Genomic DNA, 24,645 nt, shown 5'->3' with positions numbered 1-24,645 from the left:
CCCAAGCTGGGATGGACAAGATTGCTAACCCTATTCTTTACATAATTTAGGGATTCGCGCGCTACACCATGCCGGCTCACCTCTGTCCGAGCGGGAGCTCCGTGGTCAGAACGCCGGTCGATTCGCGGATCACCAGCCGCCCCGGCTGGCGGATGACGCCGGACGTGCGGTGCCCGTCCAGGGCGGCGGACAGATGCTCCACCGCGATGGCACCCAGCTGCTCCAGGTTGAGGTCGATGGTGGTCAGCGGTGGGCGGCCGTCGGCCGCCAGCGCCTCCCAGTTGTCGTAGCCCACCACCGCGATGTCGTCGGGGATGCGCCGGCCGAGGTTGGCCAGGGCCTCGCAGGCGCCGTCGGCGATCTGGTCGTTGCCGCAGAAGATCGCGTCCACATCGGGATCGGCGTTGAGCAGCATGCGGGTCGCGTGCCGCCCCCAACGGCGCGACCATTCGCCGTAGAAGGGCTCGCCACCGGCCAGGCTGAGCCCGGAGTCGCGTAACAACCCGCGCAGGGCGGTCACCCGGTCACGGACGGCACGGTACGACTCCGGGCCGGTGATGTGTCCGATGTGTCGTCGCCGAAGCGATATGAGATGTCCGGCGGCCAACCGCGCGCCACCCTCGTCGTCGGCGAGAATCGACAGGTCTCCGGGGTCGTCGGACTCGCCGTACACGTACACCACCGGCACCGGGATGTCGCGGGTCAACGACGGGCGCACGTCGTTGCTCTCGCCCAGGATGATGAACCCGTCGACCTGCCTGGCCACCAGGGTGCGGATGTAGTGCTGGCGGCGGATGGCGTCGCCGCGCGCGTCGCAGAGCACCACCGACATCTCCTCGTTGCCCAACGCGTTCTCCACGCCCAGCAGCACCGGCATGGAGAAGCGCCCACCGAGTTCGTCGGTGAGCAGCCCGATGGTGCGGGTGCGGCCGGAGATCAGCCCGCGGGCGAGCGCGTTGGGTTGGAAGGACAGCTCCGCCGCGGCACGCCGCACCCGCGATCTGGTCGCCTCGGCGACCTCGGACCGGTTGTTGAGGGCCTTGGACGCCGTCGCCACGGAGACCCCGGCCTGCTTGGCCACGTCGGCGAGGGTCACCATTCCGGAACGACGTCGACCCACCGAAATCCTTTCGAAAATGTTTCGAGATGCCGACATGCTCAAGGCACGCGCATGCCCTGAGCGTATGCCGAACGCCTCTCCGGCTTCAATATCGGCCGTACCGGAGTTCGTTACCTAAATTCAATATTGCCGAAAACCTTTTCGGAGCCGATCGTGAACTGAGGAGCGGCATCCGGCCGCGGCGAATTCGAAAAGAGTCCCTATCCGCACCCCCAGAGGAGGTGTCGTGATGCCGGCGTTGACCCGATCCAGATCGAGATCATTGATCATAGGGGCGGTGCTCTGCCTCATCACCAGCGCACTCACAGCCGTCGGACATGAGGCATCCGCGGCTCAGACCATCGGATACCCCACCTTCACCGGCCCCGCCGTCCCCGCGCCGCCGGTCGGCTACAGCACCGGCAACATGATGCAGGCCATCTACAACGCCGAGAGTTCCGGTACCGATTTCTGGATCGACCGGATGCTCAGCCGCCCCGGTAGCGACCCTTCCGACGCCGACGGCGGCATCCTGATGACCCGCGGCCGGGCGCTGTTCATGAAGACCCATACCCCCGGCACGCTCGGCTTCGCCGGCAGAGTGGCCTATATCGAGAGCATCAACAACCAGAGCGCCTTCACCGTGGCGATCACGCCGGGCACCTTCACCGAGCAGGCCGGCCAGCGCTGGCAGGCGCCCAGCTACTTCAAGAGCGTGCACACCAGTGGCAGCGTCCGGGTCGAGCAGACCAAGTTCATCACCCAGAACAACGTGGCCGTGGCCAACCTGGCGATCACCAACAACGGGACCGCCGCCACCACCCTGCAGCTCCGGGCCACCTCGCCGTACGCCACCTCCGGCAGCGGCAACGAACTGACCGGCACCGTCAATTCCTTCAACAATCTCACCACCATCTACCCGCGTCTGTCAGGTGACGGGTTCGCCGTCTCCAGCGGCGGGCTCAACCGCTCGGTCACCATCGCCGCCGGCGCCACCGTCACCGCCAAGGTGACAATGGGTTTCGTCACCAACGAAATCCCCGAATCGCTGAGCGAATACAACACGTACAAGGGCTACAGCAACACCACCGCCTTCGCCACGCACGTAAAGGCGTACAACCTGTGGTGGGCGCAGAACATCCCGTACTTCGACTCACCCGAACCGGCCATCAAGAAGAACTACTACTACCGCTGGTGGCTGATGCGGTTCAACAATCTCGACGCGAACCTGCCCGGCCAGACCTACCAGTTCCCCACCTCGGTCGAGGGCGCGCTCGGGTACAACAACGCCATCGTGCTCACCCAGCCGATGCACATCGACGACCTGAAGTACCTGCGCACCCCGCTCTACGCCTACGGTGACTGGCTCTCGGTCGGACAGGTCTCCAAGGGCGGCCGGTTCCTCGACAATCCCGGTGACCCGGCCAACTGGTCCAACAGCTACACCCAGTACATCGGCGAGGCGGCCTGGCGCAGCTACCAGATTCACGGCGGCCAGCCCGCCATCGCGGCGAACCTCGCCAAGTACGCTGAGGGCGACGCCAAGGGTCAGCTCAGCTACTACGACCACGACAACAACGGCCTGATCGAGTACGACTGGGGCGCGCTCACCGGTAACGACGCCGACGCGGTGTCGTTCCACTGGCGCAGCGGCAACCTCGACCGCACCGAGTCCGCGTACGTCTACAGCGGAGCGCTCGCCGCCGCGCAGGCGTATGACGCGATCGGCAACCCCACCAAGGCGGCCGAGATGCGCGCCCTCGCCACCCGGGTGCAGAACGCGGTCGTCAACGTGCTGTGGAATCCGACCGCGAAGGTGCTGCAACACCGGCACGTGGCCACCAACACGCTCGACCCGTGGAAAGAGATCAACAACTTCTACCCGTACGCGGTGGGGCTGATGCCCAACACCTCCACCTACCGCGAGGCGCTACGGCTCTTCACCGACCCCGCCGAGTATCCGGTCTTCCCCTTCTACACCGCCAACCAGAAGGACAAGGCGGCCGCGGCGGCGGCCGGCAACCCCGGCAGCAACAACTTCTCCACCATCAACTCCACCGTGCAGTTCCGGCTCTTCTCCTCGGCCCTCCGCAACTACCCCAGCTCGTACATCACCACCGACGACTACAAGAAGCTGCTCTACTGGAACACCTGGGCGCAGTACGTCGGCGGCAACACCCAGTGGCCGGACGCCAACGAGTTCTGGGCCAACTGGAACGGCTCGTCCATCACCTACCGGTCCTGGATCCACCACAACATCCTCGGTAGCAGCAACTGGACACTGATCGAGGATGCGGCCGGGCTGCGCCCCCGCAACGACAACAAGGTGGAGCTGTCGCCGATCAACATCGGCTGGCCCAACTTCGCGGCCAACAACATCCGCTACCGCAACGCCGACCTGTCCATCGTCTGGGACGACCCGGCTGACGGCGTGGTCAAGTACGCCGGTGTGCCCCAGGGGTACTCCATCTACGTCAACGGGACCCGGGTGGTGACCGTCAACCAACTGGTGCCCTTCGTCTGGGACCCCAGCACCGGCGCGGTCACCTTCACCGGCACCACCGGTACGGTGGCCTACAGCGCGGCGTTCCCCGGGCTGCAGACACCGCAGCAGGTCGTCCAGTCCGACCCGCGCGTGGTCGACGCACTCGCCAAGGCCGGGGTCGACCTCACCGCCAACCTGACCAACCTCGCCCAGGGCGCCACCGTGTCGGCCTCCTACACGGGCTCCGGCACCACCACCGCCGCCGCGATCGACGGATACCCGACCAACGAGCCCTACTGGGGCGCGGGCGGCTCACCCAACGCCCAGGACTGGTACGAGGTGAACTTCGGCAGCGCCAAGACGCTCAACGAGGTCCGGCTCCACTTCAAGGACAGCCGCCCGGCCAGCAGCACCTACCGGCCGCCGTCGGCCTACCAGATCCAGTATCTCAACGGCAGTACCTGGACCACCGTCAGCGCCCAGGTGAAGACGCCGGGCACTCCACAGGGCAACTACAACCTGGTCCAGTTCACCCCGGTCACCGCGCAACGGGTCCGGGTGCTGATGACCAACGCCTCCGGCGCGAAGAGCGGCCTCACCGAGATCAAGATCTACAACCGCGGCGGTACGGGCCCGCCGGCCGACACCAACCTGGCGCTGTCGGCGACGCCCTCCGCCTCCTACACCTCACCCTGGGAGTCGGTCGCCGCCCTCAACGACGGCATCGACCCTCCCTCCTCCAACGACACGGTCAACCCGCGCTGGGGCACCTGGCCCAACCAGGGCGAGCAGTGGGGGGCCCTGACCTGGCCGTCGGCGGTGACCCTCAACCGGGCGCAGGTCTACTTCTTCGACGACGGCCAGGGCGTCCGCCTGCCCGCGTCATGGAAGCTGCAGTACTGGAACGGCAGCGCCTACGTGGACGTCGCCGGTGCCGGCGGCTATCCCGTCACCGCCAACCAGTACAACACCGTGACCTTCACCGCGGTGAGCACCACCCGGCTGCGGGTGCTGCTGCAGAGCGCCACCGGCTACTCGGTCGGGCTGCTCGAGGTCAAGGCGTACGGCCCGTAGCGATTCTTCCCGCCGTGACGGGGGAGGCCACAAGCCTCCCCCGCCACCCCACCCCCCATCCCGTCCCTTCCTGCCACGGAGGTGAGACAGCCATGCCAGAACCACCCGCCCTGTCCCGAAGGACGATCCTGTACGCCGGTGCGGTCGGGCTCGCCGCCGGCGTCGCCGGTTCGGTAGGCGTCGTCCTGCCCGCGGCGGCCGCCGCCCGTACCGACGTCGGAGTGTCGGTCTACCCGTTCCCGCTCAGCGCGGTACGCCTGCTCAGCGGCCCGTTCGCGGCCAACGCCGCGCGCACCCAGAGCTACCTGTCCTTTCTGAACGCGGACCGCCTGTTGCACACCTTCCGGCTCAACGTCGGGCTCGGCTCCACCGCCACCGCCTGCGGCGGCTGGGAGTCGCCCAGCACCGAACTGCGCGGGCACTCCACCGGGCACCTGCTCTCCGCGCTGTCACAGGCGTACGCCTCCACCGGCACCGCCTCCTTCAAGACGAGCGGCGACTACCTGGTGGCGGAGCTGGCCAAGTGCCAGGCCCGTGCCACCACCGCCGGCTTCAACGCCGGATACCTGTCGGCCTTTCCGGAGAGCTTCTTCGACCGGGTCGAGACCCGCCAGACGGTCTGGGCGCCCTACTACACCATCCACAAGATCATGGCAGGGCTGCTCGACGCGCACCTGCTCACCGGCAACGCGCAGGCGCTGACCGTCCTGCTGGGCATGGCCGCATGGGTGAAGCTGCGCAACGACCGGCTCAGCTACACCCAGCGGCAGAACATGCTCGACACCGAGTTCGGCGGCATGAACGAGGTGCTCACCAACCTCTACCAGCTCACCGGCGACGCCACCCATCTCGTCACCGCGCAGTACTTCGACCACGCCAGGGTGTTCGACCCGCTGGCGGCCGGCACCGACGCGTTGAACAACTTCCACGCCAACACCCAGGTCCCGAAGGTGATCGGCGCGATCCGCGAGTACCACGCCACCGGCACCGTCCGCTATCGCGACATCGCCACCGCGTTCTGGGACATCGTCACCCGCCACCACAGCTACGCCATCGGCGGCAACTCCAACGGCGAGTACTTCAAGGCGCCCGACCGCATCGCCAGCGAACTGTCCGACAACACCTGCGAGTGCTGCAACTCCTACAACATGCTCAAGCTCACCCGGCAGCTGTTCTTCACCGACCCCTCCCGGGCCGACCGGATGGACTTCTACGAGAGGGCGCTCTACAACCACATCCTCGCCTCGCAGGACCCGAACTCCACGCACGGGTTCCAGTGCTACTACGTGCCGATGCGCGCCGGTGGCATCAAGACCTACAGCAACGACTACAACAGCTTCGTCTGCTGTCATGGCACCGGCATGGAGAGCAACACCAAGTACGGCGACAGCATCTACTTCTACTCCGGCGACACCCTCTACGTGAACCTCTTCATCGCCTCCGTGCTGACCTGGACGGCGCGTGGGCTCACGATCCGGCAGGACACCACCTTCCCCGAGGCCGCCTCGACCCGGCTCACCATCACCGGCTCATCCACCGCGACACTCAAGATCCGCATCCCGGCCTGGACCACCGGTGCGGAGATCCGCGTCAACGGCACGCCGCAGGCGGTGAGCCTCACTCCGGGAACGTACGCCACGCTCACCCGCACCTGGAACAGCGGGGACGTGGTCGACGTCAGCCTGCCCACACCGCTGGTCCGCGAGTCCACCCCGGACAATCCGGCGGTCCAGGCGGTCAAGGTCGGCCCGATCGTGCTCGCCGGCGGCTACGGCAACACCAACCTGAGCAGCCTGCCCACGCTGAACCCGGGCACGCTGGCGGCCACCGCCACACCGCTCCGGTACACGGCGACGGCGAGCACCGGACCGGTGACCCTGCGCCCGTTCTACCAGCTGCACGGGGAGCGCTACACCGTCTACTGGAACGTCACCACCACACCGTTGCCTGCCTTCGTGGCCCACTACCGTTTCGATGAGACCACGGGCACGACCGCCGCCGACGCCACCGGCAACGGTCGCACCGCCACCCTGGCCGGTGGCGCCACCTGGGTGACGGGGCGGACCGGCAACGCCGTCAACCTCAGCGGAAACGCGCAGTACGTGTCGCTGCCCGCGGGCATCCTCGCCGGCGCGACGGCGTTCTCGATCACGCTCTGGGTCCGGTTGGCCTCGATCAGCACGTGGTCGCGGGTGTTCGACTTCGGCACCGGTGCCACGGCCAACATGTTCCTGACCCCACGCAGCAGCGCGGGCACCGCGCGGTTCGCCATCACCACCACCGGCTCCGGCGGCGAGCAGCGCATCGAGGCCCCCTCGGCGCCGGCGGCCGGCGCCTGGACGCACCTGGCCGTGACCGGCACCGGTGGCCTCGGGGTGCTCTACGTCAACGGGGCCGAGGTGGCGCGCAACACGGCGATGACGTTGCGCCCGGCCGACCTCGGCAGCACCACCCAGAACTGGGTCGGCCGCTCGCAGTACAGCGGAGACCCCTACCTCGCCGGCGCGGTGGACTCACTGCGGATCTACAGCCGCGCGCTGAGCGCCGCCGAAATCGGGGATCTCTACTCCACCGGCCTGTAGGCCACTCCGTGAAAGGCATTCACCATGGCACGACACCCGTGGCGCTGGCGCCTGCCGGCGGCCATGATGATGGCGACCGTACTGGTGCTGAGTCTGGTCGGCAGTGCGCAGGCCGCCAATCCCGTCATCACCTCCATCTACACCGCCGACCCCGCCGCTCTCGTGGTCGGCAACACCATGTACATCTACGCCGGCCATGACGAGGCCGCGCCCGGTGGCACCAACTTCGTCATGCGCGACTGGCACGTGCTCTCCTCCACTGACGCGAACACCTGGACCGACAACGGAGCGAAGCTGTCCATCGGCAACTTCTCCTGGGCCGGTGCGGACGCGTGGGCCGGCGAGGTGGAGCCGCACAACGGCAAGTACTACTGGTACGTCCCCGTCAACGGCAAGGGACCCGGGTGGATGGACATCGGGGTCGCGGTGGGCGACACCCCGCTCGGTCCCTTCACCGACGCCAAGGGCGGGCCACTGATCAGCGACAGCACCCCGAACTCGTCACCGCTCAACATCGACCCCACCGTCTTCACCGACGACGACGGGCAGGTCTACATCTACTGGGGCGGCTACTGGGGGCCGCGCGCGGCCAAGCTCAAATCCAACATGATCGAACTGGACGGAGCCGTGGTGACCCCGTCGGGCCTGACCAACTTCTGGGAGGCGCCGTGGATGTTCAAGCGCAATGGCACCTACTACATGGTCTACGCGGCCAATGACACCAACGGTTGCGTCACCTCGTCCAGCTACGCCTGCCAGCGCTACGCCACCGCCACCAGCCCGCTCGGGCCGTGGACCCAGCGGGGCGTGATCCTCGACCAGGTCAGCTCCACCACCAGCCACGCGGCGGTAGTGCAGTTCAACGGCCAGTGGTACATGGTCTACCACACGGCGGACGCCCCCGGCGGCGGGAACTTCCGGCGCTCGGTCGCCGTCGACAAGATGTACTTCAACGCCGACGGCACCATCCAGAAGGTGATCCAGACCAAGGGCGGCACCACACCGCCCGGCAACAACAAGGCGCTGACCGCGACCGCGTCGACGTCCTATGTGTCCCCGTGGGAAAGCCTCGCCGCGATCAACGACGGCTACACCCCGACCGGTTCGGCCGACCGGGCACACGCGGTCTACGGCAACTGGCCGCAGCAGGGCACGCAGTGGGTGCAGTACGACTGGTCCAGCGCGGTGTCGCTGAACCAGCTACGGGCCTACTGGTTCAAGGACAACCAGGGCATCGACCTGCCGGCGTCCTGCTCCGTGCAGTACTGGACCGGGTCGGCGTGGCAGAACGTGCCTAACGCCAGTCCCTGCGGCGTGGCCGTCAACACCTTCAACAGCGTGACCTTCACGACGGTGAACACCACCCGGATCAGGCTGAACATCACCTCCCGTAGCGGCTACTCGACCGGCCTGCTGGAAGTGCAGGCACTGTCTCCCTGACCGACCGGTACGACCGGTACGACCGGCCCGAGCGAGCCGAGCACAGCGGTGGCCCACCACCGCTGTGCTCGCGCCGCGACGGGTTACTCGTAGGGCTCGGAGGGTTCTTCGACCGGCTGCACGTCGGTGGCGGCGAGTTCGGCGAACACGACGCCGTTGGGCAGCTTGCTCCATTTCGGCGGTACCCACGTGCCGGTGACCTCGACCCAGCTGTTCTCCCGAGGCTGCGGCTGGTTGGAGACCTTCACCTTCAGCGCGTAGGCGTCCGCGGCGCAGCAGGCCAGGACCATGCGGGTGACATACCACGTACCTTTTTTCTTGGCCGGGGACACGAATCCGGTCAGGCGCACCGGATGCCCGGCGAGGGTTTTCTTCTTGTCGTCCCACGCCCTGCCGATGAACTCGCTGATTGTCATCTCCGTCGGTTCCCGACCGGTGAGTGGCGCGAACGCGTCGATCACTTCAGTGGGCGGCGGCGGGGGTGCCTCATCGGAGCGTGAGGCCGCGAACGATCCCAGCGCCGGCGGTGCGATCAGAAAGATGGCGAAAACGGGCAGGCACATCAGCCATGCGACCTTCGGGCCATGCGAATGGTCATGCCCGTCGTGCGGGTGATGGTTGTCTTCCCCCCGCGCTTGGGAGGACTTGCGCCAGGCCTGCACAGAGCCGATCACGCTCAGCAACAGGAGCACGAAACCGGAAGCGATCAGGAGGGGCCGGAAACCGAGCTTCACATAGTTCACATACGTCGTCGAGAACAGTGAGATGCGCAACAGCGCACATCCCAGCAGCAGCAGCACGAAGTTCTGCGACATCCGGCTCACAGCAGGATTCCCCCGATGAGGATGCTCGCCAGTAGCGCGAGGATGAAGGTCAAGGGGATGAATCTGATCGCGAATGCCCGGCCGAACGTGCCCGACTGCAAGGCGATCAGCTTCAGGTCCACCATCGGTCCGACCACCATGAAGGCCAGCTTCGCCGTAGGCGAGAACGCCGACAAGGACGCGGCCACGAACGCGTCGGCCTCAGAGCAGATCGACAGCAGCACCGCCAGCAGTGACAGCGCCAGGATCGCCAGCCACGGGACGTCCGCCACCGTCGTCAGCCACTGGCGTGGCACAGTCACGTTCAGTGTCGCCGCCGCCATGCCGCCGACGATCAGGAACCCGCCGGCATGCAACAGGTCATGCCGCATCGCCTCAAGGAACGACGAGTGGGAGTGGGTGCGGATCTTCAGCCACTCGGTCCTGCCGAACCGCTGCCACAGCCAGCCCACGCACACCGCCACGAGCAACGATGCGGCGAACCTGGCCAGCACCATCATCGGTTGACCGGGGAAGGCCACCGCGGTGGCCACCAGGACGACCGGATTGATCGCCGGGGAGGACAGGAGGAACGCCAGCGCTGCCGCCGGGGCGACCCCGCGAGAGATCAGTCCCGAGGCCACCGGCACCGACGCGCACTCGCAGCCGGGCAACACCACCCCCGCCAGCCCGGCCACCGGCACCGCCACCGCCGGACGTTTAGGCAGCGCCTTGGTCCAGAACGAGGCGGGCACGAAAGCCGAGATCGACGCGGAGAGCGCCACGCCGAACACCAGGAACGGCAGTGCCTGCACGCAGATGGCCACGAACACGGTGGCCCAGGTCTGCAGGGCCGGTGAGGTGAGATGCGGGGCCAGCAGGAACCGACCGGCCAGCAGGGCCGCGACGATCGCCATGAACATCCACGGCATCTGCACCGTGTTCTGCCTGCGTCCCCAGTCATCGGGGGGAACTTCGAGTTGCTGCCGCGTTTCAGTCATGTGCCGACACATCGTACGGCCTGGGGGAGCTACTCGCCCTGCCGACCGCCCACCTCGTCGAGCGGGTCGTCGCGGAGCGTGCGGTGGACACCACCCCTCCTTTCGCAAATGAAAACGGTTATCGCTATCATGGCACAACTCATCCACGACCAGGGAGCGAAGACGCTTGGCCAGAAACGACGTGCGGCCGGTGATCAAGCTGCGGTCGACCGCGGGCACCGGCTACACCTACGTGACCCGCAAGAACCGCCGCAACGACCCCGACCGGCTCACCCTGCGCAAATACGACCCGGTCATCCGCCGGCACGTGCTGTTCCGAGAGGACCGATAGCCCGACGAAGAAGGACACCCACCCCGACAAGTAAGGAGAGCTCATGTCCGCCCACTGTCAGCTCACCGGCACCAAGCCGGTGTTCGGCAACAACGTCTCCCACTCCCACCGGCGCACCCGCCGCCGGTGGGACCCCAACATCCAGCACCGGCGTTACTGGCTGCCCGGCGAAGGCCGCTACGTACGGCTGACGCTCAGCGCCAGAGCCGTCAAGACAGTCGACAAGATCGGCATCGAGCGGGCCGTGGCCCGCATCCGTGCCCGGGGAGAACGGATCTGATGGCCAAGAAGAGCAAGATCGCAGCAAACGAGCGGCGCAAGGCCGTCGTCATCCGTTACACGGAGCGACGGGCCACACTCAAGGAGATCATCCGCACCGGCTCTCCCGACGAGCGGGCGCAGGCCGTACGGGAGCTGAGCCGTCAGCCGCGAGACGCCGGCGCCACCCGCGTGCGCAACCGCGACTCCGTCGACGGCCGCCCGCGCGGCCACCTGACCAAGTTCGGGCTGTCACGGATCCGGTTCCGCGAGATGGCCCACCGGGGCGAGCTGCCCGGCGTCACCAAGTCCAGCTGGTAGGAGCACACGATGGCCGTCCCCAAGCGCAAGACCTCGCGCAGCAACACCCGCCACCGCCGTTCCCAGTGGAAGGCCACCGCCCCCGATCTCGTCCCGATCACCGTCGACGGGCGTGAACTGCTGGTGCCGCGCCGTCTCGTCCGCGCCTACCAGCGGGGTCTCCTCACCCCCTGAGCGGCTTACGTCAGCGAAAGGAAATCGCATGTCCGTCCCCGTCGTCATCGTTTCAGGCCTGTATCCCGCAGTGCGTTCAGCCCTGGTGGATCGCCTGCTCGCCGAGCATCCCGGATCGGTGGCGGTCCACCACGACCTGCGGGAGGTGACCACCGGGCGGGTGGAGCGTGTCGTCCGCGACGCGGCGGGGGTGCTGGACCTGCACGAGGTACGGCTCGCGCATGGCTGCGTCACCTGCACCGTGCGCGAGGACCTCATCCCCGAGTTGCTGTCGCGGATGGGCTCGGCGCCCCTGCTCATCGCGGAACTGTGGGACTCGGTCGAGCCGCGCGCCGTGGCCGAGGCGCTCGCCTGGCACGAGGACACCGTGCACGCCCTGCGCCTGACCGGTGTGCTGACCGCCCTGGACGCCGAGCGTGTGACAGCCGACATCTGCTGCGGCGAGCGCCTGGCCCAGCACGGAAAACTCGCAGCGGCCGGCGACGAGCGCTACCTGGCCGAGGTGCTCGCCCGGCAGATCGAGTACGCCACCGCCATCGTCGTGTCCGGCGAGGAAGAGGAGGACGTCGAGCTCGCCCGGGCCCTGCTGGGTCACCTGGCTCCCACCACGCCGACCGACGTGCTGGGCACAGCCCTGCCGTCGGTCACCGGCACGGGGATCGACGTCGAAATGCTCGGCGCCCGCGTCGACCCGGCCACCGCCCAGCTGCCCTGCGACGCGCAGACCGAGGAGATCTCCACCGTCGTCTGGCACCGGCTGCGCCCGCTGCACCCGCAGCGGCTGTTCGACGCCGTCGATGAGCTGGTCACCGAGACCGTCCGCAGCCGCGGCCGGTTCTGGCTGGCCAACCGGCACGAGCGCCTGCTCGCCTGGGACGCCGTGGCGGGCATCGTCTCGGTCGAGGACACCGGCCCCTGGCTGGCCGCGCTGCCCGAGGCCGCCTGGGAGATGGCGAGCCCCGCCCGCCGCATGGCCGCCACCCTCGACTGGTCGCCGCCCCTGGGCGACCGTGTCCAGCATCTCGTCTTCACCGGCCCCGACCTGGACCGGAACCGCATCCTGTCACTCCTGGACTTCTGCCTGCTCACCGAGGAGAAGGCGCTGGCCGGCTCCGACCTCTGGGCCGGCTACCAGGACCCGTTCGCCTCCGTGCTCGACCTCAAGGAGACACCCGCATGAAAGCCGGCCGTACACCCCGCAAGAAGGCCAACCCGCTGCACGGCGTGAGCCACGTCGACTACAAGGACACCGACCTGCTGCGCAGGTTCATCTCCGACCGCGGAAAGATCCGCAGCCGCCGGGTCACCGGGGTCACCGTCCAGCAGCAGCGGCAGCTGTCCAGGGCCATCAAGAACGCCCGCGAGATGGCCCTGCTCCCCTACGCCTCCCGGCCCCGGTAGATGGACTTAGTAGGAAAAATTAGGAAAGGTCTTCAAGCATGCTCATGATCACACAGTCGGACATCGAGCGGCTGCTCGCTCCGGCCGACTACATCGACCTCATCGAGGAAGCCTTCGCCGCCTACGCCCGTGGCGACACCCTGCCCAGCCGCCTGACGCACCTGGACAGCCCGCCCGGCGAGTTCCACATCAAGGCCAGCGGGTTCGGCGGCGTGGTCGGCGTCAAGATCGGCGCCTGCTTCTACGACCGGCCCGCCACGCTGGGCCTGCCGAGCATCGTCGGTGTCATCGCTCTGTTCGACGGCTCGAACGGCCAACCACTGCTGCTCCTCGAGTCGGCCACCGTCACCCGGCTGCGTACGGCCGCGGCGACCGCGGTGGCCGTACGCCACCTGGCACTTCCCCACGCATCCACGCTGGCCGTGCTCGGCATCGGCGCTCAGGCCGCCAGCCACATCGAGGCGATCCGCGCGGTCCGCCCGATCGAGCGGGTCATCGTATGGGGACGCGACCAGGCCAAGGCCGGACGTTTCGCGGCCGAGCACGGGGCGCACCTCGCCGCGACACCAGCGGAGGCCGCACGGCAGGCCGGCATCGTCGTCACGCTGACCCCCGCCACTCAGCCCTACCTGGGTCTACAGGACGTACGGCCGGGCACCCTGGTGGCAGCCATCGGCTCGGACGCCCCCGCCAAACGCGAACTCCACGACGACCTGCTGGCGGGCGCCGCCCTGATCACCGACGTCACCCACCAGTGCGCCGAGGTCGGCGAACTGCACCACCGCCCCGAGACCCCCGTCAGAGCCGAACTCGGCGAGATCGTGCTCGGCGCCGCGCCAGGCCGCGGGAACGCCGATGAGATCGTGGTCTACGACTCCACGGGCACCGCGATCCAGGACGTGACCGCCGCGCAGGCGCTCTACGCCGCCGCGGTCAAAAACGGCGCCGGTCAGCCACTCCCCCTGTGGGAGTGACCCACAGCCCGCGCGGAAGCGGTCCGGGCCGGGACCGTCGGAAACGGCCCCGGCCCGACAGGCACCTCGCCGACGGCCTGCCGGTACCTCCTGGAAGCCAGGGAAACGTCACCGCCGGAGTCATTCACGGGACTGCCACGCCGGATGGAACGTGACGATGTCCTCGGCGACTCCGTCAACCGCTGTCACAATGCCGCAGAGATCATCGGAGAGACGGAGCCCGGCTCATCGCACTGCTCCGCGTCCCACACCCCAGGTCCCCGCCTCGACAGCCCGCCCGCCGGAGGTCGTCTGTGATCGTAAAGCTCAAGCGTGTCATGATGCTCACCCTCGCGATGACGATGACGATGACGATGGCGGTGGCGGTCACGGTTTCGGCGCCTGTTCCCGTCCACGCCCAGACCACCGTGCAGGATCGCGTCAACGCCGCCCTCAGACAGTGGATGTCCGCCAACAGGGTCAGCAACGCCGGCCTCGCGGTGATGCGCGACAACCAGCTCGTCGGCTCGTTCGGCTACAACGAGATGTCGGCGGAGACGCCGGCCAACGTCGCCTCGCTGTCGAAGTCGATCACAGCGGTGTGCCTCATGTCGCTCATCGACAACGGGCGGCTACGGTTCGACACGCAGCTCCGCGCGCTGCCGCGGAGCTTCCGGAGAGCCACCGGGCCCTGGTCGAGCAGAGCGGTCGGCAACATCACCATCGAGCAGCTTCTCCGGCACACGAGCGGGATCACCTTCGACCCTACGCAGAGCGGGCTCGCCGGAATTCCCAACGCCGGTTCCTCAGATGTGATCCTCATCCGCCGCGCCCTGGCGCGGCCTCTCGGCACCTCGCCCGCGAGCGAGGTCTACAACAACATCAACTACGCGATTCTCGGTCTCGTCATCCAGACGATCACCCGGGAACCTTACGAGAGCTACTGCCAGCGGACGGCACTGGCGCCGCGCGGTGCGCAGGGCAGCATCGGCTCAGGCACACGTGCCATGGGAGCGTTCGGCGGCTGGCAGATTTCAGCGGTCGACTACGCGATGTTCGCGCGCGCCTACGACCCTCGCGCCCGGCTCCTGAGTCCGGCGGGCCACAGATTCATCAGGGCTCTCACCACCCCAGGTAAGCCGACCGCTTCGCTGGGAATGTACGTGGTGCCCACGGCGTCGGGGTACAACCTGTTCCACTTCGGAAACTGGAGCTCGACGGCGACGACCCCGCAGCAGTTCAGCGCCTTCTTCGCCATGTGGGACAACGGGATAGCGGTGGTCGTCACCTACGACCGGAACCTGACGGTCGCCGCGCGCAACGCGCTCGACAACACGTTGCGACAGGCGGCCTACAGCCGGAGCTAGTGGCCCGTCACGCGGCCTTGGCCGGACCTCAGCCGTCGGGGTCCGGCATGCCGTCGTTGGGACGGCTGTGTGGATGAGTGGTTCCGCGGTCACGAGGTTCAGTGGCCAAGCGCCATCTGAACGATCTTGACGATGACCAGCACCATGGCGACGGCCAGGTAGAGACGGAGAACTCCCATGCCGACCTTCCGTCCGGTGGACATGACCGGCTTGGTGAGCATGGCCAGCGGCGGCATCCGCCAGTCCCCCCTCGCGATGAGGTCGATCGGTTCACCGGCCGGACCCGCGGCGGCGGGGCGGCGACGGACGAGGGCGTACCCGGCGGCGAGCACCCCGACCGCACCGCACACCCCCATGATCATGAATATCTGGGCCGCGGTGATGCCGGGGAACAGTACCGCGGCGGTGAGGATGATCGACAGGGTGACCAGCACGCCGACCACCGCCGAGGTGAACAGGTTGGTCCTGCGGTCGTTCACCCATGGCCCGAGGACCTGCCTGTCGTTGCAGAGCAGCAGCAGGAACACCGAGGCGCTGGGCAGCAGCACCCCCGCGAGGGTCTGCACGCCCTCGGTGAGCAGGCCGAGCGGCGAGCCGGGGAGCAGAACGACGGTCGCCGACAGGGCGATCAGACCGGCGTACACGGCGTAGAACCCCTTGGCCTGCGTGGCCCGCCGGTGCAGTGAGTGCTTCAGGCCCAGGACGTCCCCGATGGCGTAGGCGGTGGACAGGGAGATCGCGAACGCGCCGATGACGCAGGCGTCCAGCAGCGCGATGGCGAACAACGCCCCCACGGTCCTGCCCGCGTAGGCCTCCAGGCCGTGCGCGATGCCCGCCGAGTCGGTGAAGTTCCCGAAGCCCCGGGTCCCCGCGAAGGTCACGGCGGTGAAACCCATCATCGCGGCCGCGCCGATCATCACCACGACGATGCCGATCCACAGATCGGCCTTCTCGTACCTCATGAAGCGGGGGGTGATGCGCTTGTCGACGATGTAGGACTGCTGGAAAAACAGCTGCCACGGCGCGACGGTCGTGCCGACGATTCCGATGACGAGCAGCATCAGCGTGGCCATCTCGCCGGAACCGGCGGGCAGCGACGGGACGACGAGGTCGTGGGCCATCTGCGAGACGGCGGGGTGCGCCATGAAATAGATGGGGACGAGCAGCAGCGACGCGCCGCACAGCACGATGGCGATCCGCTCGAAGCGGCGGAAGGACCCGGTGAAGGCCGCCGCCACGATCACCAACCCGGCCAGGACCACCGCGGGGATCTTCGGCAGGCCGAGGTATCCGGCGGCGAGGGTGATGCCGATGAACTCGGTGACGAGGGTGAGGGCATTGAGAATGAACAGGTCGATGACGCTGAACGCGCCCCAGAACTTGCCGAACCGTTCCAGGATGAGGCGGCCGTGGCCGACGCCGGTGACGGTGCCCAGGCGCAGCACCATCTCCTGATTGACATACAGGACGGGGACCAGCAGCAGCAGCGTCCACAGCAGCTTGGTGCCGTAGTTCTGGCCGGCCTGGCCGTAGGTGGCGAACGCGCCGGCGTCGTTGTCGCCGACCATCACGATCAGGCCGGGACCGAGGATCGCCAGCAACGTCCTGAACTTGGCCGACAGGCCCCGCCGGGCTGCCGTGTCACCGTACCGGATGGTGCCCAGAGCGCCACGGATATCGCCGACGTGGGCATCGTCGAGCGCCGCGACACGGCGCTCGACGATGCCGCCGCCGGTCAGGGTGGGGTCGGTGGTGGTCATGGTGGACCCCTCTCAGCCCGGAACAGACTGTCGGGGGCACGCGCGCGGTCATCCTCCTCGCGCGCAGGGCGCGGGTCCGCAGGCTGAACCCGGGGGGCGGGGCAGGTGCGAGACGCGAGAAAGGTGACTACCGCGTGCCGAGAACAGATGAGGACACGCGAACGACAGACCGACTTCGACTTCGACCCGGACTACTTCCTGACACGTCCTCACCTCCGCCCGGCCGGACACCGCAATCTGCGATGCCGCATCCATGACGGGGAACCCACCTCACAACGGGTGGCGCACCCCACATCTCGTAAGAGCTTCGGCACTGCCCGGCGTATGCCCGCAGGACTCCTGCGGGAAGCCACCTGGCCTCACCCCTTAAGCCGGGGAGAGGTGTCCTGAACCTGGGCGTCTCTCGACGTCGTGGGGTCAGTGGCCTGTATCCGGACAGACGCCTCACCTAACGAGGTGCCTACTTGAAAAGGGTAGGTACGCCCTGTCAGGCGCGACAACCATCGAAGGGCAAAAAGGAAGAAGGCGAGATCCGGTCACCCGCCCGGCCCGTCCGCGAGGTAGGCCTGGAGCATCTTGAAGCCCGGCATGCTCTGGTGCGGCTGGACTCCCACGGTGAACACCTCTGGATCGTCGAAGACCGGCTCGCCGTCGGGCCGGGTGTATGCGACCCGCCCGTAGTCCACACCCTCGTCGTGGTCACAGCTCATCCAGGTGATCGCTTCCTGCTCGTCCTCGCGCAGGGGGTGATTGGAGACCGCCCGCATGGCGACCGTGTTCGGTGGTTTGAACACCCACACCTGGGGCACGGCCAGCACCCATCGGGTGGCGCCGACCTCCTGGGCCGCGGCGGCGGCTCTCGTTTCGAAGGCGGCCGCGGCGGGCTCGTCGCGGAGATAGTCCTCGTCGCTGAGCACCAGCCGGCGCTCGCCGTCCATGACCACCATGGCCGGGCAGTCGTGTGCCACGATGCTCACCTCCAACAGCCTGACCACGTCGAAGAGCAGGGCTACCGTCTCGTCGTTCATACCGCGACTCCGCTCTTCACCGTCTGGTGCTCCGATATCCGAACGCGCCGGCGAGTACGGCCCGGCCCCCATGGGTCTCTGCCCCTCGGAGGTGGTGGACTCACCGGTGACGGAGGCGGGGACGGCCGCTGAGAGTGATGCCACCCGGCGGCAGACGGCACTCAGAGGTCCACGTCCTGGGAGGCGATCACACGGACCCCGTCCAGGCTCCCGCCCGGCGAGGTGACCACGACCTTCCTGCCCGGTTCCTCGTAACCGTGCTCCGTCAGCCACATCAGGGTGAAGAGGTCCAGGTCATCGAAGGTGATCGGGGAGTGTGAGGAGAAGATGTCCTCGCCTGACGGGATGTGGTCGATGTCGCCTTCGACGATCGACAGGGTGTAGACGGTCATGGCAGCCCCCCGCGCTGGTTGTCCTCAAGAGGTCCATACCCCGCTAGAAGGTCACTCTTCTGCCGGGCCTCAAGGGCACGATCCACGCGAAGGCGACGCTGCTGAAGTTCACCAACATGCTGTACGGCATCTGGTGACTCCCCGCCTCGGAGACCTCAAGACGGATCACCGCGCCATCCCGCATCCATCCGGCCAGCTCCTCCTCGGTGGGCTCGGCGCCGTGCAGACGGAGCATCAGGTCGCGAGGCTGCCCGGTCATCCGGAGATGGAGCTCGCACGTTGGCTCACTGTTCGCCATTGATCTGCCGTCCAAGCGAAGGAGGCGCCGCGGAACTACCCGGCGTCACTTTCAGACTACGCCGCGCCTCCTCAACCTCGGCGCCCGGCAGCCCCCGTACGGCAGGCCGGAGGCGGATTGGCCGACACGCTCACCAAGGGGGTCCGCGTCACGGGGGAGCTGGACCGACCGCGCGCAGTCCGGAAAGACCGAAACCTCATTTCATCCCCGGGACACCCCACCAAATACGCGAAGGCCATTCATACCGGACAGGGCAACGGCCCTGCGGAAATCCGAACGTGAAAACGATTCCATTCTCACCCCTCCCGTCTCCGGCCAGCGATCCGGAAATCAACGCGAGGTGAACACCGGCAGCAGGTCAGGGAAATAGTGGATCAACAGGAAAGCCGGCGGGGCAGTCAGCGCCACTAGGAGCACAAGTCAAGATATGTCACGATATGGTCCAGTTGTCGGAACATCCCCAGGTCACCGCCCTGCAGATTTCGGACCCACCCTATTATGGCTTATGTATTATTTATAAACCAATAGCCATAACTGCCGATTATCCAACCCCTTTACCTTCCAAACAGATCACGGTCAGTCTAATATTTGGACCTATGTCATGGCGCGCATCAGATTTCCCAGATAGGCAGGCTGGGCCCTCTGGCCGCGGTGACGCTTCCGCCGAGCATGAATGGGATCATCCTCAGGACTGGCACCCTGAGCGACTCGCCGCATTCGATTGGCGGAAGGTCATTCTGTCCGGAGTGATTTTATCGATCTTCGCGGGAGCCGGGATCTGGCTCACCCTGAGGAGTCCCTCCGAGCCACAGGCCCTGGTCGCCAATCCGGCTCCGCTGCCCTCCGAGACCGGCGTGGAAGCAACGACCCCTCTCCCGCCGACCCCGGTCCCCTCCGGCTCCGGGCAGGACGGCCGGAGCACGCCGCAGCCGTCTTCCAAGCCCAGGACCGTCGCCACGGAAGAGGCGAGGGTCCTGGTCACAGTCCCCCCGGCCGTCGAGGCCTCGGCTGCCGCCCACCCCCTCGGGCTCTCCGCCAAGCAGGTGTACGGCATCCACGGCCGCTACCAGCGGGAGCTGTCAAAGGCGCAGATCGCGCTGGACCAGGAAGCGATGGGGAAGCTGGAGCACGGGCTCGCGCTGGAGATGTCACGGGCGAGCTTCAAGACCGCCCGGTTGGAGGGCACCGGAGTGGCATCCGGGATGTGGCCCAATCCGAAGGTGTGGATTCCCCGGCATGTCGACGGCACCCCCGACTGGTTCGTGGCGATCTGCTACAGGCCGGGGATCGCCCGGGTCTTCGACGTGATGAGCTCCACTCCCGCCGGCTGGCGGCTGGTGGCCTCCGCGGCCGACACACAGTCCACTCCCGCCCAGTTCCCCAAGATCGCGGCCGACTCCGACGGCTACGCCACGAGCCTGCCGGAGAACGCTCCCGGACTGCTCGCGACCCCGCGTCAGGTCGCCGCCGCGCACCTGGCCAGCATGGCGGACGCCGAACCGGACCCGATGTTCGCCGACGGGCCGTGGACCAGCGAGGTCGTGGAGTTCTGGCAGCAGGAGCGGGCCCGGCTGGAGGACGCGGGCTGGACCCTCCGGCTCTCCTACCAGCAGGAAGGTCCGGTCCGCGCACTGAGGACCAGCGACGGGGGCGCCCTGGTCTGGTACGCGGCCCGCTCCGTCGACGCACGCAGGGCTCAGTACGTGGGCGCGAAGGTCAGCCTCAAAGGTTCGGCCGCCGTCCGCACCGCGAACAGAGCCTTCACTCACTCCGTCAGCGCGACCTACGGACGCATGTACGTAGCCCATGTCCCTCCCGCCGGTTCCACCGAGCCCGTCCGCGTGCTGGGTGAGTGGAGCGATGTCCTGGAGAGCCACGGCGACTGACACCCCCTGGAAGAAGAGGAACATCCATGATGACACCCTCACGTCAACCCTCACGTGCGACGGTGATCACCGCGAGTATCGCCATCGGCGTGTTCGGTGTCGGTGCCGGGCTGGGAACCGTCATCGCCGCCCGTTCGCATCCTGTCGAGGGGAACACGATGCGTCTGGCGGCGGGCACCTACCACCTCGACGACAGTGCGCGGGCGTGGAAGTCCCGCGGGCCGGCCGACGGGGATCAGGCCGTCCCGCTCTCCGGAGCGGACGAGGGCAGCATGATCACGGGCAAGGTTTCCAAGGATCCGCGGCTCTGCCTGACCGCCACCGTCGACGGGCACGCGGTCGGCGGTAGCGGAGGGGACTGCGTATCCTTCGCCGTGCTGGCCAGTGCCATCGCCCCTTTGCAACGGCCCGGAAGTCCCGATGACACGGCGGCGGCCCCGCCCAAGAAGGCATCCTCGGCTCCGGAACCCCAGCGTTCGACAGCGGCGCAGCCCGCCCCCGACTCCCGTGCGGCGCCGGTGCGGAACGTCCCCGACCCCGGCCGCACGACAGCGGTGCAGGCGCCCCCGGCGAAGCCGGTCCCCGCCCCCGCGCCGACCAAGAAGGTCGCCGGCAGCATCTCGGAGAGCGGGAGCCAGATCCAGCAGCCCGCGAAGCAGGCCGAGACGCAGATCGCACTCAAGGTTTCGAACGGTAAGTCGACGCCCAAACCTGCGGCACCATCGGACAGTGACGGGCCGAAGACGCCCTCAACCACGGCCCAGCCCAAGGTCCCCGCAGACACGGCGGAGCCGGTCGTCACGCCTCCGCCCACCACCGCGGAACCGGCCCAGCCCCCGGCGACTCCGAAGTCCTCGCACGCCCGCAGGCACCGCCACCACTCCTCACACACCCCCTGGCCTGCCCGGCCGTCGTACAGGGCCAGACCCTCCCAGCCGACGCCGGAGCCGTCCCCGGACATGCAACTGCCCACCCCTGATCCCGGCACGGGCCAGAACCCACCTCAGAACGCGCAGCTACCCACCCCTGAGCCCGGTCCGGGCCAGAACCTGCCCCAGGCTTCCGACAGGACCGTGCAGCCCGCCACTCCGCCACTTCCGAACGGCGAGGTCGCCGGAGACGGCAACTCCCTGCCGATCTTCCGGGATCCGGAGCTTCTCCGGCGGGCTCAGGAGGCTCTGGGGCTGGACAGGAACATGCGCTACACGGACGAGAACGGCGTATGGGATCTCAACATCGCCCCGCCCGGTACTCCTCCGTGCCGGGACTACTCGGCCGCCGAGCTCCAGGGACTCGATTCGGCCGCCCAGAGCGGCGGCCCGGCCATACCTCGCGACTCGTGCCAGTGGCCCGCCTTCATCCGCTGGCTCTACGCGGATCCGGCACCCGGCCAGGTCAGCAACTGGACCAAGTTGACCGGGCTGCCTGAGCGGAACCTCGAACTCGTGGTGACGAACCCCTCCACCCTGCCGCCCGTGCCGTCCGGCACCAGCCAGGTCGAGCCGGACCAGGGTAGACAGCCTGACACCGGACAGACCCCGCTGGAGCCGGCCGGCCTGCCTGACCCCGGACAGACCCACCAGGGCCAGGCCGTGCATCCCGACACCAGACGGATCAACCAGGGCCAGGCCGTACAGCCTTACACCGGACAGACCCAGCAGGACTGGTCCGTACAACACGACACCGGACAGATGCAGAGAGGCCAGGCCGTACAGCCTTATACCGGACAGACCCAGCGGAGCTGGGTCATACAGCCCGACACCGGACAGACCACCCCGGGTCGGGCCGAGTACACCGGCCCATGAGCAACTCCCCTGGAGCTGGGCGTGCCGTGCTCGGTCCCGGCCAGGGGGCGGCCGCCTGGGTGGGCGAGCACGGCGCGCACCTGATGGACTACGCCGTCTACCACCTCACCCCTGACCGGACACAGGCGGCGGTCGCCTCCGTGCTGGCCGCCTGCCAGGCCCAGCCTGCGCCCAGGGGCGTCACGGCACGGGGGCGGTTGCTGGCCTTACTACGGCGTGACTGCCGCGCCGCCCCCGGCTACCGAGAACAGTACGTGCCGGAGGCCGGGCCGGGCATGCCGGACATCCGGCTGATAACGCGCGTCTGGACGATCGTCGACCCGCTGGGCACCGAGACGCTCAGGCTGATGTACCGCCACGAGCTGGCGACCGTTGATCTCTCCCACGTGCTGGCGATGCCCGTGGAGGAGGTCATCAGGCTCGCGACCCGCACCCAGGACCTGATCGAAACCCTGGTGAGCGGGCTGGACGCCATCGTCCACGGCCGTCACACCTGCCCGGAACTCTCCCCGCTGGTCGACGCCCTGTTTCCCGGGGAGTTCCGCGAGCACGAGGAAACGGAGGGACCCGAGGAATCCGAGGAACCGGAGGAACCCGAAGAGCCCGAGGAGCAGCGGACGCTCTCACCCCCCGAGTTCGACAGCGCCCGCGCGGACCTGCTGTCTCACATGATCAAATGCTCCACGTGTACGCGGCCGATCAACATCCGCTACACGGTCCCGCAGATGATCTCTCACCCAAGGATCTCGCCTCTCACCGCCAAGGTGCGGAAGCGACTCCTCGGCTCCCTCCCACCCGCCGTGAAACCACCGCGGTCCGGCGCCGGCCCCGAGCCGGCCCAGGTGACGGATCCCGGCTCGCCCGAGAGACCGCGGCTCGAGAGACCGCAGGAGGAGACCCAGCCCGGGCGGGCCGTGAAACCCGCCCGGCCTGACCGCTCCACGCTCCCCTACCTCCCCGTCCGGCCGGACCGCTCCACACCCCGCCGCCCCTCCCGGCCGGACCCCTCGGACCCTCCGCCCTCCCCTGACCGTCCCGACCGTTCAGGGTCCCCCGATCGTCCTGACCGTTCAGCCTCCCCCGAGCACCCGGACCCTCCGCCCTCCCCTGACCGTCCCGACCGTTCAGGTTCCTCTGATCGTCCCGACCGTCCGAGCCGCTCCGACCGCTCCAGACTCCCGTACCATCCCGTGCTGCCGGACCGCTCCACACTCCCGCCCGTTCCGGCCCGCCAGCCCCGCCCGCCGTCCACTCCGCCCCCACCCGGACGTGACACCCCCCTCTACGACGCACTGCTCTCCCAGGTCTGGGCGCGTGAGCTGCCTGCCCGCCCGGACGACGTGACCGCCACCGACCCCGCCATCCCCGCCGTCCCCCGCGGGTCCGGTGGCACTCGGACGCCCGCGATCAAGGATTACGCCGAGTCGATCGGCGAGCCGGAAGGGGTGCGGTTCGGTCCCGGAGTCCGGTTCGCGGAGGCGCTCGCGTGGGCGGGGGAACGGGTCCGGAGCACGACCATCAAGATCGTCATCATCGTGGTCGCGGGCGCGACGGGCACCCTGACGGGGATGAACCTTCTGGGACCGGTCATCGGGGGTCAGGGGTCGGTGAGATCGCTCGAGTCCTCCGTCACCCGGACCGTCACGACCGGTGACGCCGCCCCCGCGGTCCCGCACGAGCTCGCCGAACGGGTACGGATCCCACCCGTGGTGACACTGGACGAGTTCGGCCAGGGCAGCCTGGTCCTCACCGACTCCAAGGCATCCCTGGACTGGCGGATAACGGCACCCGGACTGGCCGTGACCCCGTCCAGCGGCACGCTGAAACAGGGGCGCAGAGACGTGATCAACCTGCGCGCCCTTCGGATCCGCCGCTGGTGTGGCGTTCCCGCCTCCGTCACCGCCCCCCTGACCTTCTACGGACTCAACGACTCGATCACCACGACGGTGCGCTGGCTCACCTGCTGACAACCCCGTCCCACCTGCGCTGTGCACGTTCTTTCGAAAGGACCCTGGCTGTCAACGACCCCCTCCTGAGGGAGGGGGCTTGAGGCGCGGTAATGCGCTTTGAAGCCCCGCGTTGACCAGCCCCAGCCGTCAGCTCAAGGAGGTGCATTTTGATGGCTACGTTGAACACAAGATCGCAGACCCACCGGCAGGTGCTTCCTCAGCCTGCCGCTCTGGAATC

The 24,645-nt window shown here is 68.0% G+C and carries 21 protein-coding genes and 1 riboswitch; of the genes, 14 read left to right on the top strand and 7 right to left on the bottom strand.

The window, feature by feature from the left end; translation table 11 throughout:
* Nucleotides 1-76: 76 nt before the first annotated feature.
* A complete protein-coding gene (locus ACIN94_RS28260; RefSeq protein ID WP_400712331.1) occupies nucleotides 77-1,120 on the bottom strand; it encodes a LacI family DNA-binding transcriptional regulator in 1,044 nt (347 codons plus the stop codon).
* Between the two features lie 277 nt (nucleotides 1,121-1,397).
* On the opposite strand from ACIN94_RS28260, the gene ACIN94_RS28255 reads away from it, so the two are divergent.
* From ACIN94_RS28255 to ACIN94_RS28245, 3 genes are all read left to right on the top strand, one after another.
* Nucleotides 1,398-4,658, top strand: a complete 3,261-nt coding sequence (locus ACIN94_RS28255; RefSeq protein ID WP_400712328.1) for a discoidin domain-containing protein — start codon at nucleotides 1,398-1,400, stop codon at nucleotides 4,656-4,658.
* A gap of 92 nt (nucleotides 4,659-4,750) precedes the next feature.
* Entirely contained in the window at nucleotides 4,751-7,240 is a 2,490-nt protein-coding gene (locus tag ACIN94_RS28250) for a beta-L-arabinofuranosidase domain-containing protein (protein ID WP_400712325.1), read from the top strand.
* Between the two features lie 24 nt (nucleotides 7,241-7,264).
* On the top strand, nucleotides 7,265-8,680 hold the full coding sequence (locus tag ACIN94_RS28245) for a glycoside hydrolase family 43 protein (RefSeq protein ID WP_400712322.1): 1,416 nt from the start codon (nucleotides 7,265-7,267) through the stop codon (nucleotides 8,678-8,680).
* A gap of 83 nt (nucleotides 8,681-8,763) precedes the next feature.
* Here the strand turns inward: ACIN94_RS28245 and ACIN94_RS28240 are convergent, their stop codons facing one another.
* On the bottom strand, nucleotides 8,764-9,495 hold the full coding sequence (locus ACIN94_RS28240) for a TIGR03943 family putative permease subunit (RefSeq protein ID WP_400712319.1): 732 nt from the start codon (nucleotides 9,493-9,495) through the stop codon (nucleotides 8,764-8,766).
* A 5-nt stretch (nucleotides 9,496-9,500) separates the two neighbouring features.
* Nucleotides 9,501-10,484 carry a permease gene (locus ACIN94_RS28235; RefSeq protein ID WP_400712316.1) on the bottom strand — a complete coding sequence of 328 codons (984 nt, stop codon included), beginning with the start codon at nucleotides 10,482-10,484 and terminating at the stop codon, nucleotides 9,501-9,503.
* A gap of 166 nt (nucleotides 10,485-10,650) precedes the next feature.
* Here ACIN94_RS28235 and rpmG point away from each other — a divergent pair, with 166 nt between their 5' ends.
* The 8 genes from rpmG to ACIN94_RS28195 all read left to right on the top strand — a co-directional run bounded on the left by rpmG (nucleotide 10,651) and on the right by ACIN94_RS28195 (nucleotide 15,289).
* A complete protein-coding gene (rpmG, locus tag ACIN94_RS28230) occupies nucleotides 10,651-10,815 on the top strand; it encodes a 50S ribosomal protein L33 (RefSeq protein ID WP_400712313.1) in 165 nt (54 codons plus the stop codon).
* 43 nt (nucleotides 10,816-10,858) lie between these two features.
* Nucleotides 10,859-11,095 carry a 50S ribosomal protein L28 gene (rpmB, locus tag ACIN94_RS28225; RefSeq protein ID WP_400712310.1) on the top strand — a complete coding sequence of 79 codons (237 nt, stop codon included), beginning with the start codon at nucleotides 10,859-10,861 and terminating at the stop codon, nucleotides 11,093-11,095.
* Nucleotides 11,095-11,394 (top strand): 30S ribosomal protein S14, encoded by a 300-nt coding sequence (rpsN, locus tag ACIN94_RS28220; RefSeq protein WP_400712307.1) that lies wholly within the window; start codon nucleotides 11,095-11,097, stop codon nucleotides 11,392-11,394. Before rpmB ends, rpsN begins: the two co-directional genes overlap by 1 nt.
* Before the next feature lie 9 nt (nucleotides 11,395-11,403).
* The gene (rpmF, locus tag ACIN94_RS28215; RefSeq protein ID WP_400712304.1) at nucleotides 11,404-11,568 is read left to right on the top strand and encodes a 50S ribosomal protein L32; all 165 of its coding nucleotides are present in this window, start codon (nucleotides 11,404-11,406) and stop codon (nucleotides 11,566-11,568) included.
* Nucleotides 11,569-11,596: 28 nt separating this feature from the next.
* A complete protein-coding gene (locus ACIN94_RS28210; RefSeq protein ID WP_400712301.1) occupies nucleotides 11,597-12,748 on the top strand; it encodes a CobW family GTP-binding protein in 1,152 nt (383 codons plus the stop codon).
* On the top strand, nucleotides 12,745-12,969 hold the full coding sequence (rpsR, locus tag ACIN94_RS28205) for a 30S ribosomal protein S18 (protein ID WP_400712298.1): 225 nt from the start codon (nucleotides 12,745-12,747) through the stop codon (nucleotides 12,967-12,969). Before ACIN94_RS28210 ends, rpsR begins: the two co-directional genes overlap by 4 nt.
* A gap of 38 nt (nucleotides 12,970-13,007) precedes the next feature.
* Complete coding sequence (locus ACIN94_RS28200) at nucleotides 13,008-13,943, top strand: ornithine cyclodeaminase family protein (RefSeq protein WP_400712295.1); 936 nt, start codon at nucleotides 13,008-13,010, stop codon at nucleotides 13,941-13,943.
* Between the two features lie 293 nt (nucleotides 13,944-14,236).
* Complete coding sequence (locus ACIN94_RS28195; protein ID WP_400712292.1) at nucleotides 14,237-15,289, top strand: serine hydrolase domain-containing protein; 1,053 nt, start codon at nucleotides 14,237-14,239, stop codon at nucleotides 15,287-15,289.
* A gap of 98 nt (nucleotides 15,290-15,387) precedes the next feature.
* On the opposite strand, the gene ACIN94_RS28190 is transcribed toward ACIN94_RS28195, so the two are convergent.
* From ACIN94_RS28190 to ACIN94_RS28175, 4 genes are all read right to left on the bottom strand, one after another.
* The gene (locus tag ACIN94_RS28190; protein ID WP_400712289.1) at nucleotides 15,388-17,049 is read right to left on the bottom strand and encodes an NRAMP family divalent metal transporter; all 1,662 of its coding nucleotides are present in this window, start codon (nucleotides 17,047-17,049) and stop codon (nucleotides 15,388-15,390) included.
* Nucleotides 17,050-17,335: 286 nt separating this feature from the next.
* A riboswitch (M-box (ykoK) riboswitch) is annotated at nucleotides 17,336-17,512 on the bottom strand.
* A 73-nt stretch (nucleotides 17,513-17,585) separates the two neighbouring features.
* On the bottom strand, nucleotides 17,586-18,077 hold the full coding sequence (locus tag ACIN94_RS28185; protein WP_400712286.1) for a hypothetical protein: 492 nt from the start codon (nucleotides 18,075-18,077) through the stop codon (nucleotides 17,586-17,588).
* A gap of 161 nt (nucleotides 18,078-18,238) precedes the next feature.
* Entirely contained in the window at nucleotides 18,239-18,469 is a 231-nt protein-coding gene (locus tag ACIN94_RS28180) for a hypothetical protein (protein ID WP_400712283.1), read from the bottom strand.
* 43 nt (nucleotides 18,470-18,512) lie between these two features.
* On the bottom strand, nucleotides 18,513-18,728 hold the full coding sequence (locus ACIN94_RS28175; RefSeq protein ID WP_400712280.1) for a hypothetical protein: 216 nt from the start codon (nucleotides 18,726-18,728) through the stop codon (nucleotides 18,513-18,515).
* 785 nt (nucleotides 18,729-19,513) lie between these two features.
* Between ACIN94_RS28175 and ACIN94_RS28170 the strand changes: the two genes are divergently transcribed.
* The 3 genes from ACIN94_RS28170 (at nucleotide 19,514) to ACIN94_RS28160 (ending at nucleotide 24,425) form a co-directional block, all read left to right on the top strand.
* Nucleotides 19,514-20,653, top strand: coding sequence for a hypothetical protein (locus ACIN94_RS28170; RefSeq protein WP_400712277.1), 1,140 nt, complete (start codon nucleotides 19,514-19,516; stop codon nucleotides 20,651-20,653).
* Between the two features lie 62 nt (nucleotides 20,654-20,715).
* Nucleotides 20,716-22,458, top strand: coding sequence for a hypothetical protein (locus ACIN94_RS28165; protein ID WP_400712274.1), 1,743 nt, complete (start codon nucleotides 20,716-20,718; stop codon nucleotides 22,456-22,458).
* Nucleotides 22,455-24,425 carry a hypothetical protein gene (locus ACIN94_RS28160; RefSeq protein ID WP_400712271.1) on the top strand — a complete coding sequence of 657 codons (1,971 nt, stop codon included), beginning with the start codon at nucleotides 22,455-22,457 and terminating at the stop codon, nucleotides 24,423-24,425. Before ACIN94_RS28165 ends, ACIN94_RS28160 begins: the two co-directional genes overlap by 4 nt.
* The last annotated feature ends 220 nt before the right edge of the window (nucleotides 24,426-24,645 follow it).

Source organism: Streptosporangium sp. NPDC087985 (genome assembly GCF_044741965.1).
Classification (GTDB): Bacteria; Actinomycetota; Actinomycetes; order Streptosporangiales; family Streptosporangiaceae; genus Streptosporangium.
The sequence above is the reverse complement of the archived record's forward strand: the minus strand, read 5'-3'. Positions and strand labels throughout refer to the sequence as shown.

Coding starts and splice junctions, on each gene's coding strand:
- ACIN94_RS28160 (WP_400712271.1), top strand. CDS start 22,455: ATGAGCAACTCCCCTGGAGCTGGGCGTGCCGTGCTCGGTCCCGGCCAG.
- rpsN (WP_400712307.1), top strand. CDS start 11,095: ATGGCCAAGAAGAGCAAGATCGCAGCAAACGAGCGGCGCAAGGCCGTC.
- ACIN94_RS28175 (WP_400712280.1), bottom strand. CDS start 18,728: ATGACCGGGCAGCCTCGCGACCTGATGCTCCGTCTGCACGGCGCCGAG.
- ACIN94_RS28245 (WP_400712322.1), top strand. CDS start 7,265: ATGGCACGACACCCGTGGCGCTGGCGCCTGCCGGCGGCCATGATGATG.
- rpmB (WP_400712310.1), top strand. CDS start 10,859: ATGTCCGCCCACTGTCAGCTCACCGGCACCAAGCCGGTGTTCGGCAAC.
- ACIN94_RS28200 (WP_400712295.1), top strand. CDS start 13,008: ATGCTCATGATCACACAGTCGGACATCGAGCGGCTGCTCGCTCCGGCC.
- ACIN94_RS28240 (WP_400712319.1), bottom strand. CDS start 9,495: ATGTCGCAGAACTTCGTGCTGCTGCTGCTGGGATGTGCGCTGTTGCGC.
- rpsR (WP_400712298.1), top strand. CDS start 12,745: ATGAAAGCCGGCCGTACACCCCGCAAGAAGGCCAACCCGCTGCACGGC.
- ACIN94_RS28190 (WP_400712289.1), bottom strand. CDS start 17,049: ATGACCACCACCGACCCCACCCTGACCGGCGGCGGCATCGTCGAGCGC.
- ACIN94_RS28210 (WP_400712301.1), top strand. CDS start 11,597: ATGTCCGTCCCCGTCGTCATCGTTTCAGGCCTGTATCCCGCAGTGCGT.
- ACIN94_RS28185 (WP_400712286.1), bottom strand. CDS start 18,077: ATGAACGACGAGACGGTAGCCCTGCTCTTCGACGTGGTCAGGCTGTTG.
- ACIN94_RS28250 (WP_400712325.1), top strand. CDS start 4,751: ATGCCAGAACCACCCGCCCTGTCCCGAAGGACGATCCTGTACGCCGGT.
- ACIN94_RS28235 (WP_400712316.1), bottom strand. CDS start 10,484: ATGACTGAAACGCGGCAGCAACTCGAAGTTCCCCCCGATGACTGGGGA.
- rpmF (WP_400712304.1), top strand. CDS start 11,404: ATGGCCGTCCCCAAGCGCAAGACCTCGCGCAGCAACACCCGCCACCGC.
- ACIN94_RS28180 (WP_400712283.1), bottom strand. CDS start 18,469: ATGACCGTCTACACCCTGTCGATCGTCGAAGGCGACATCGACCACATC.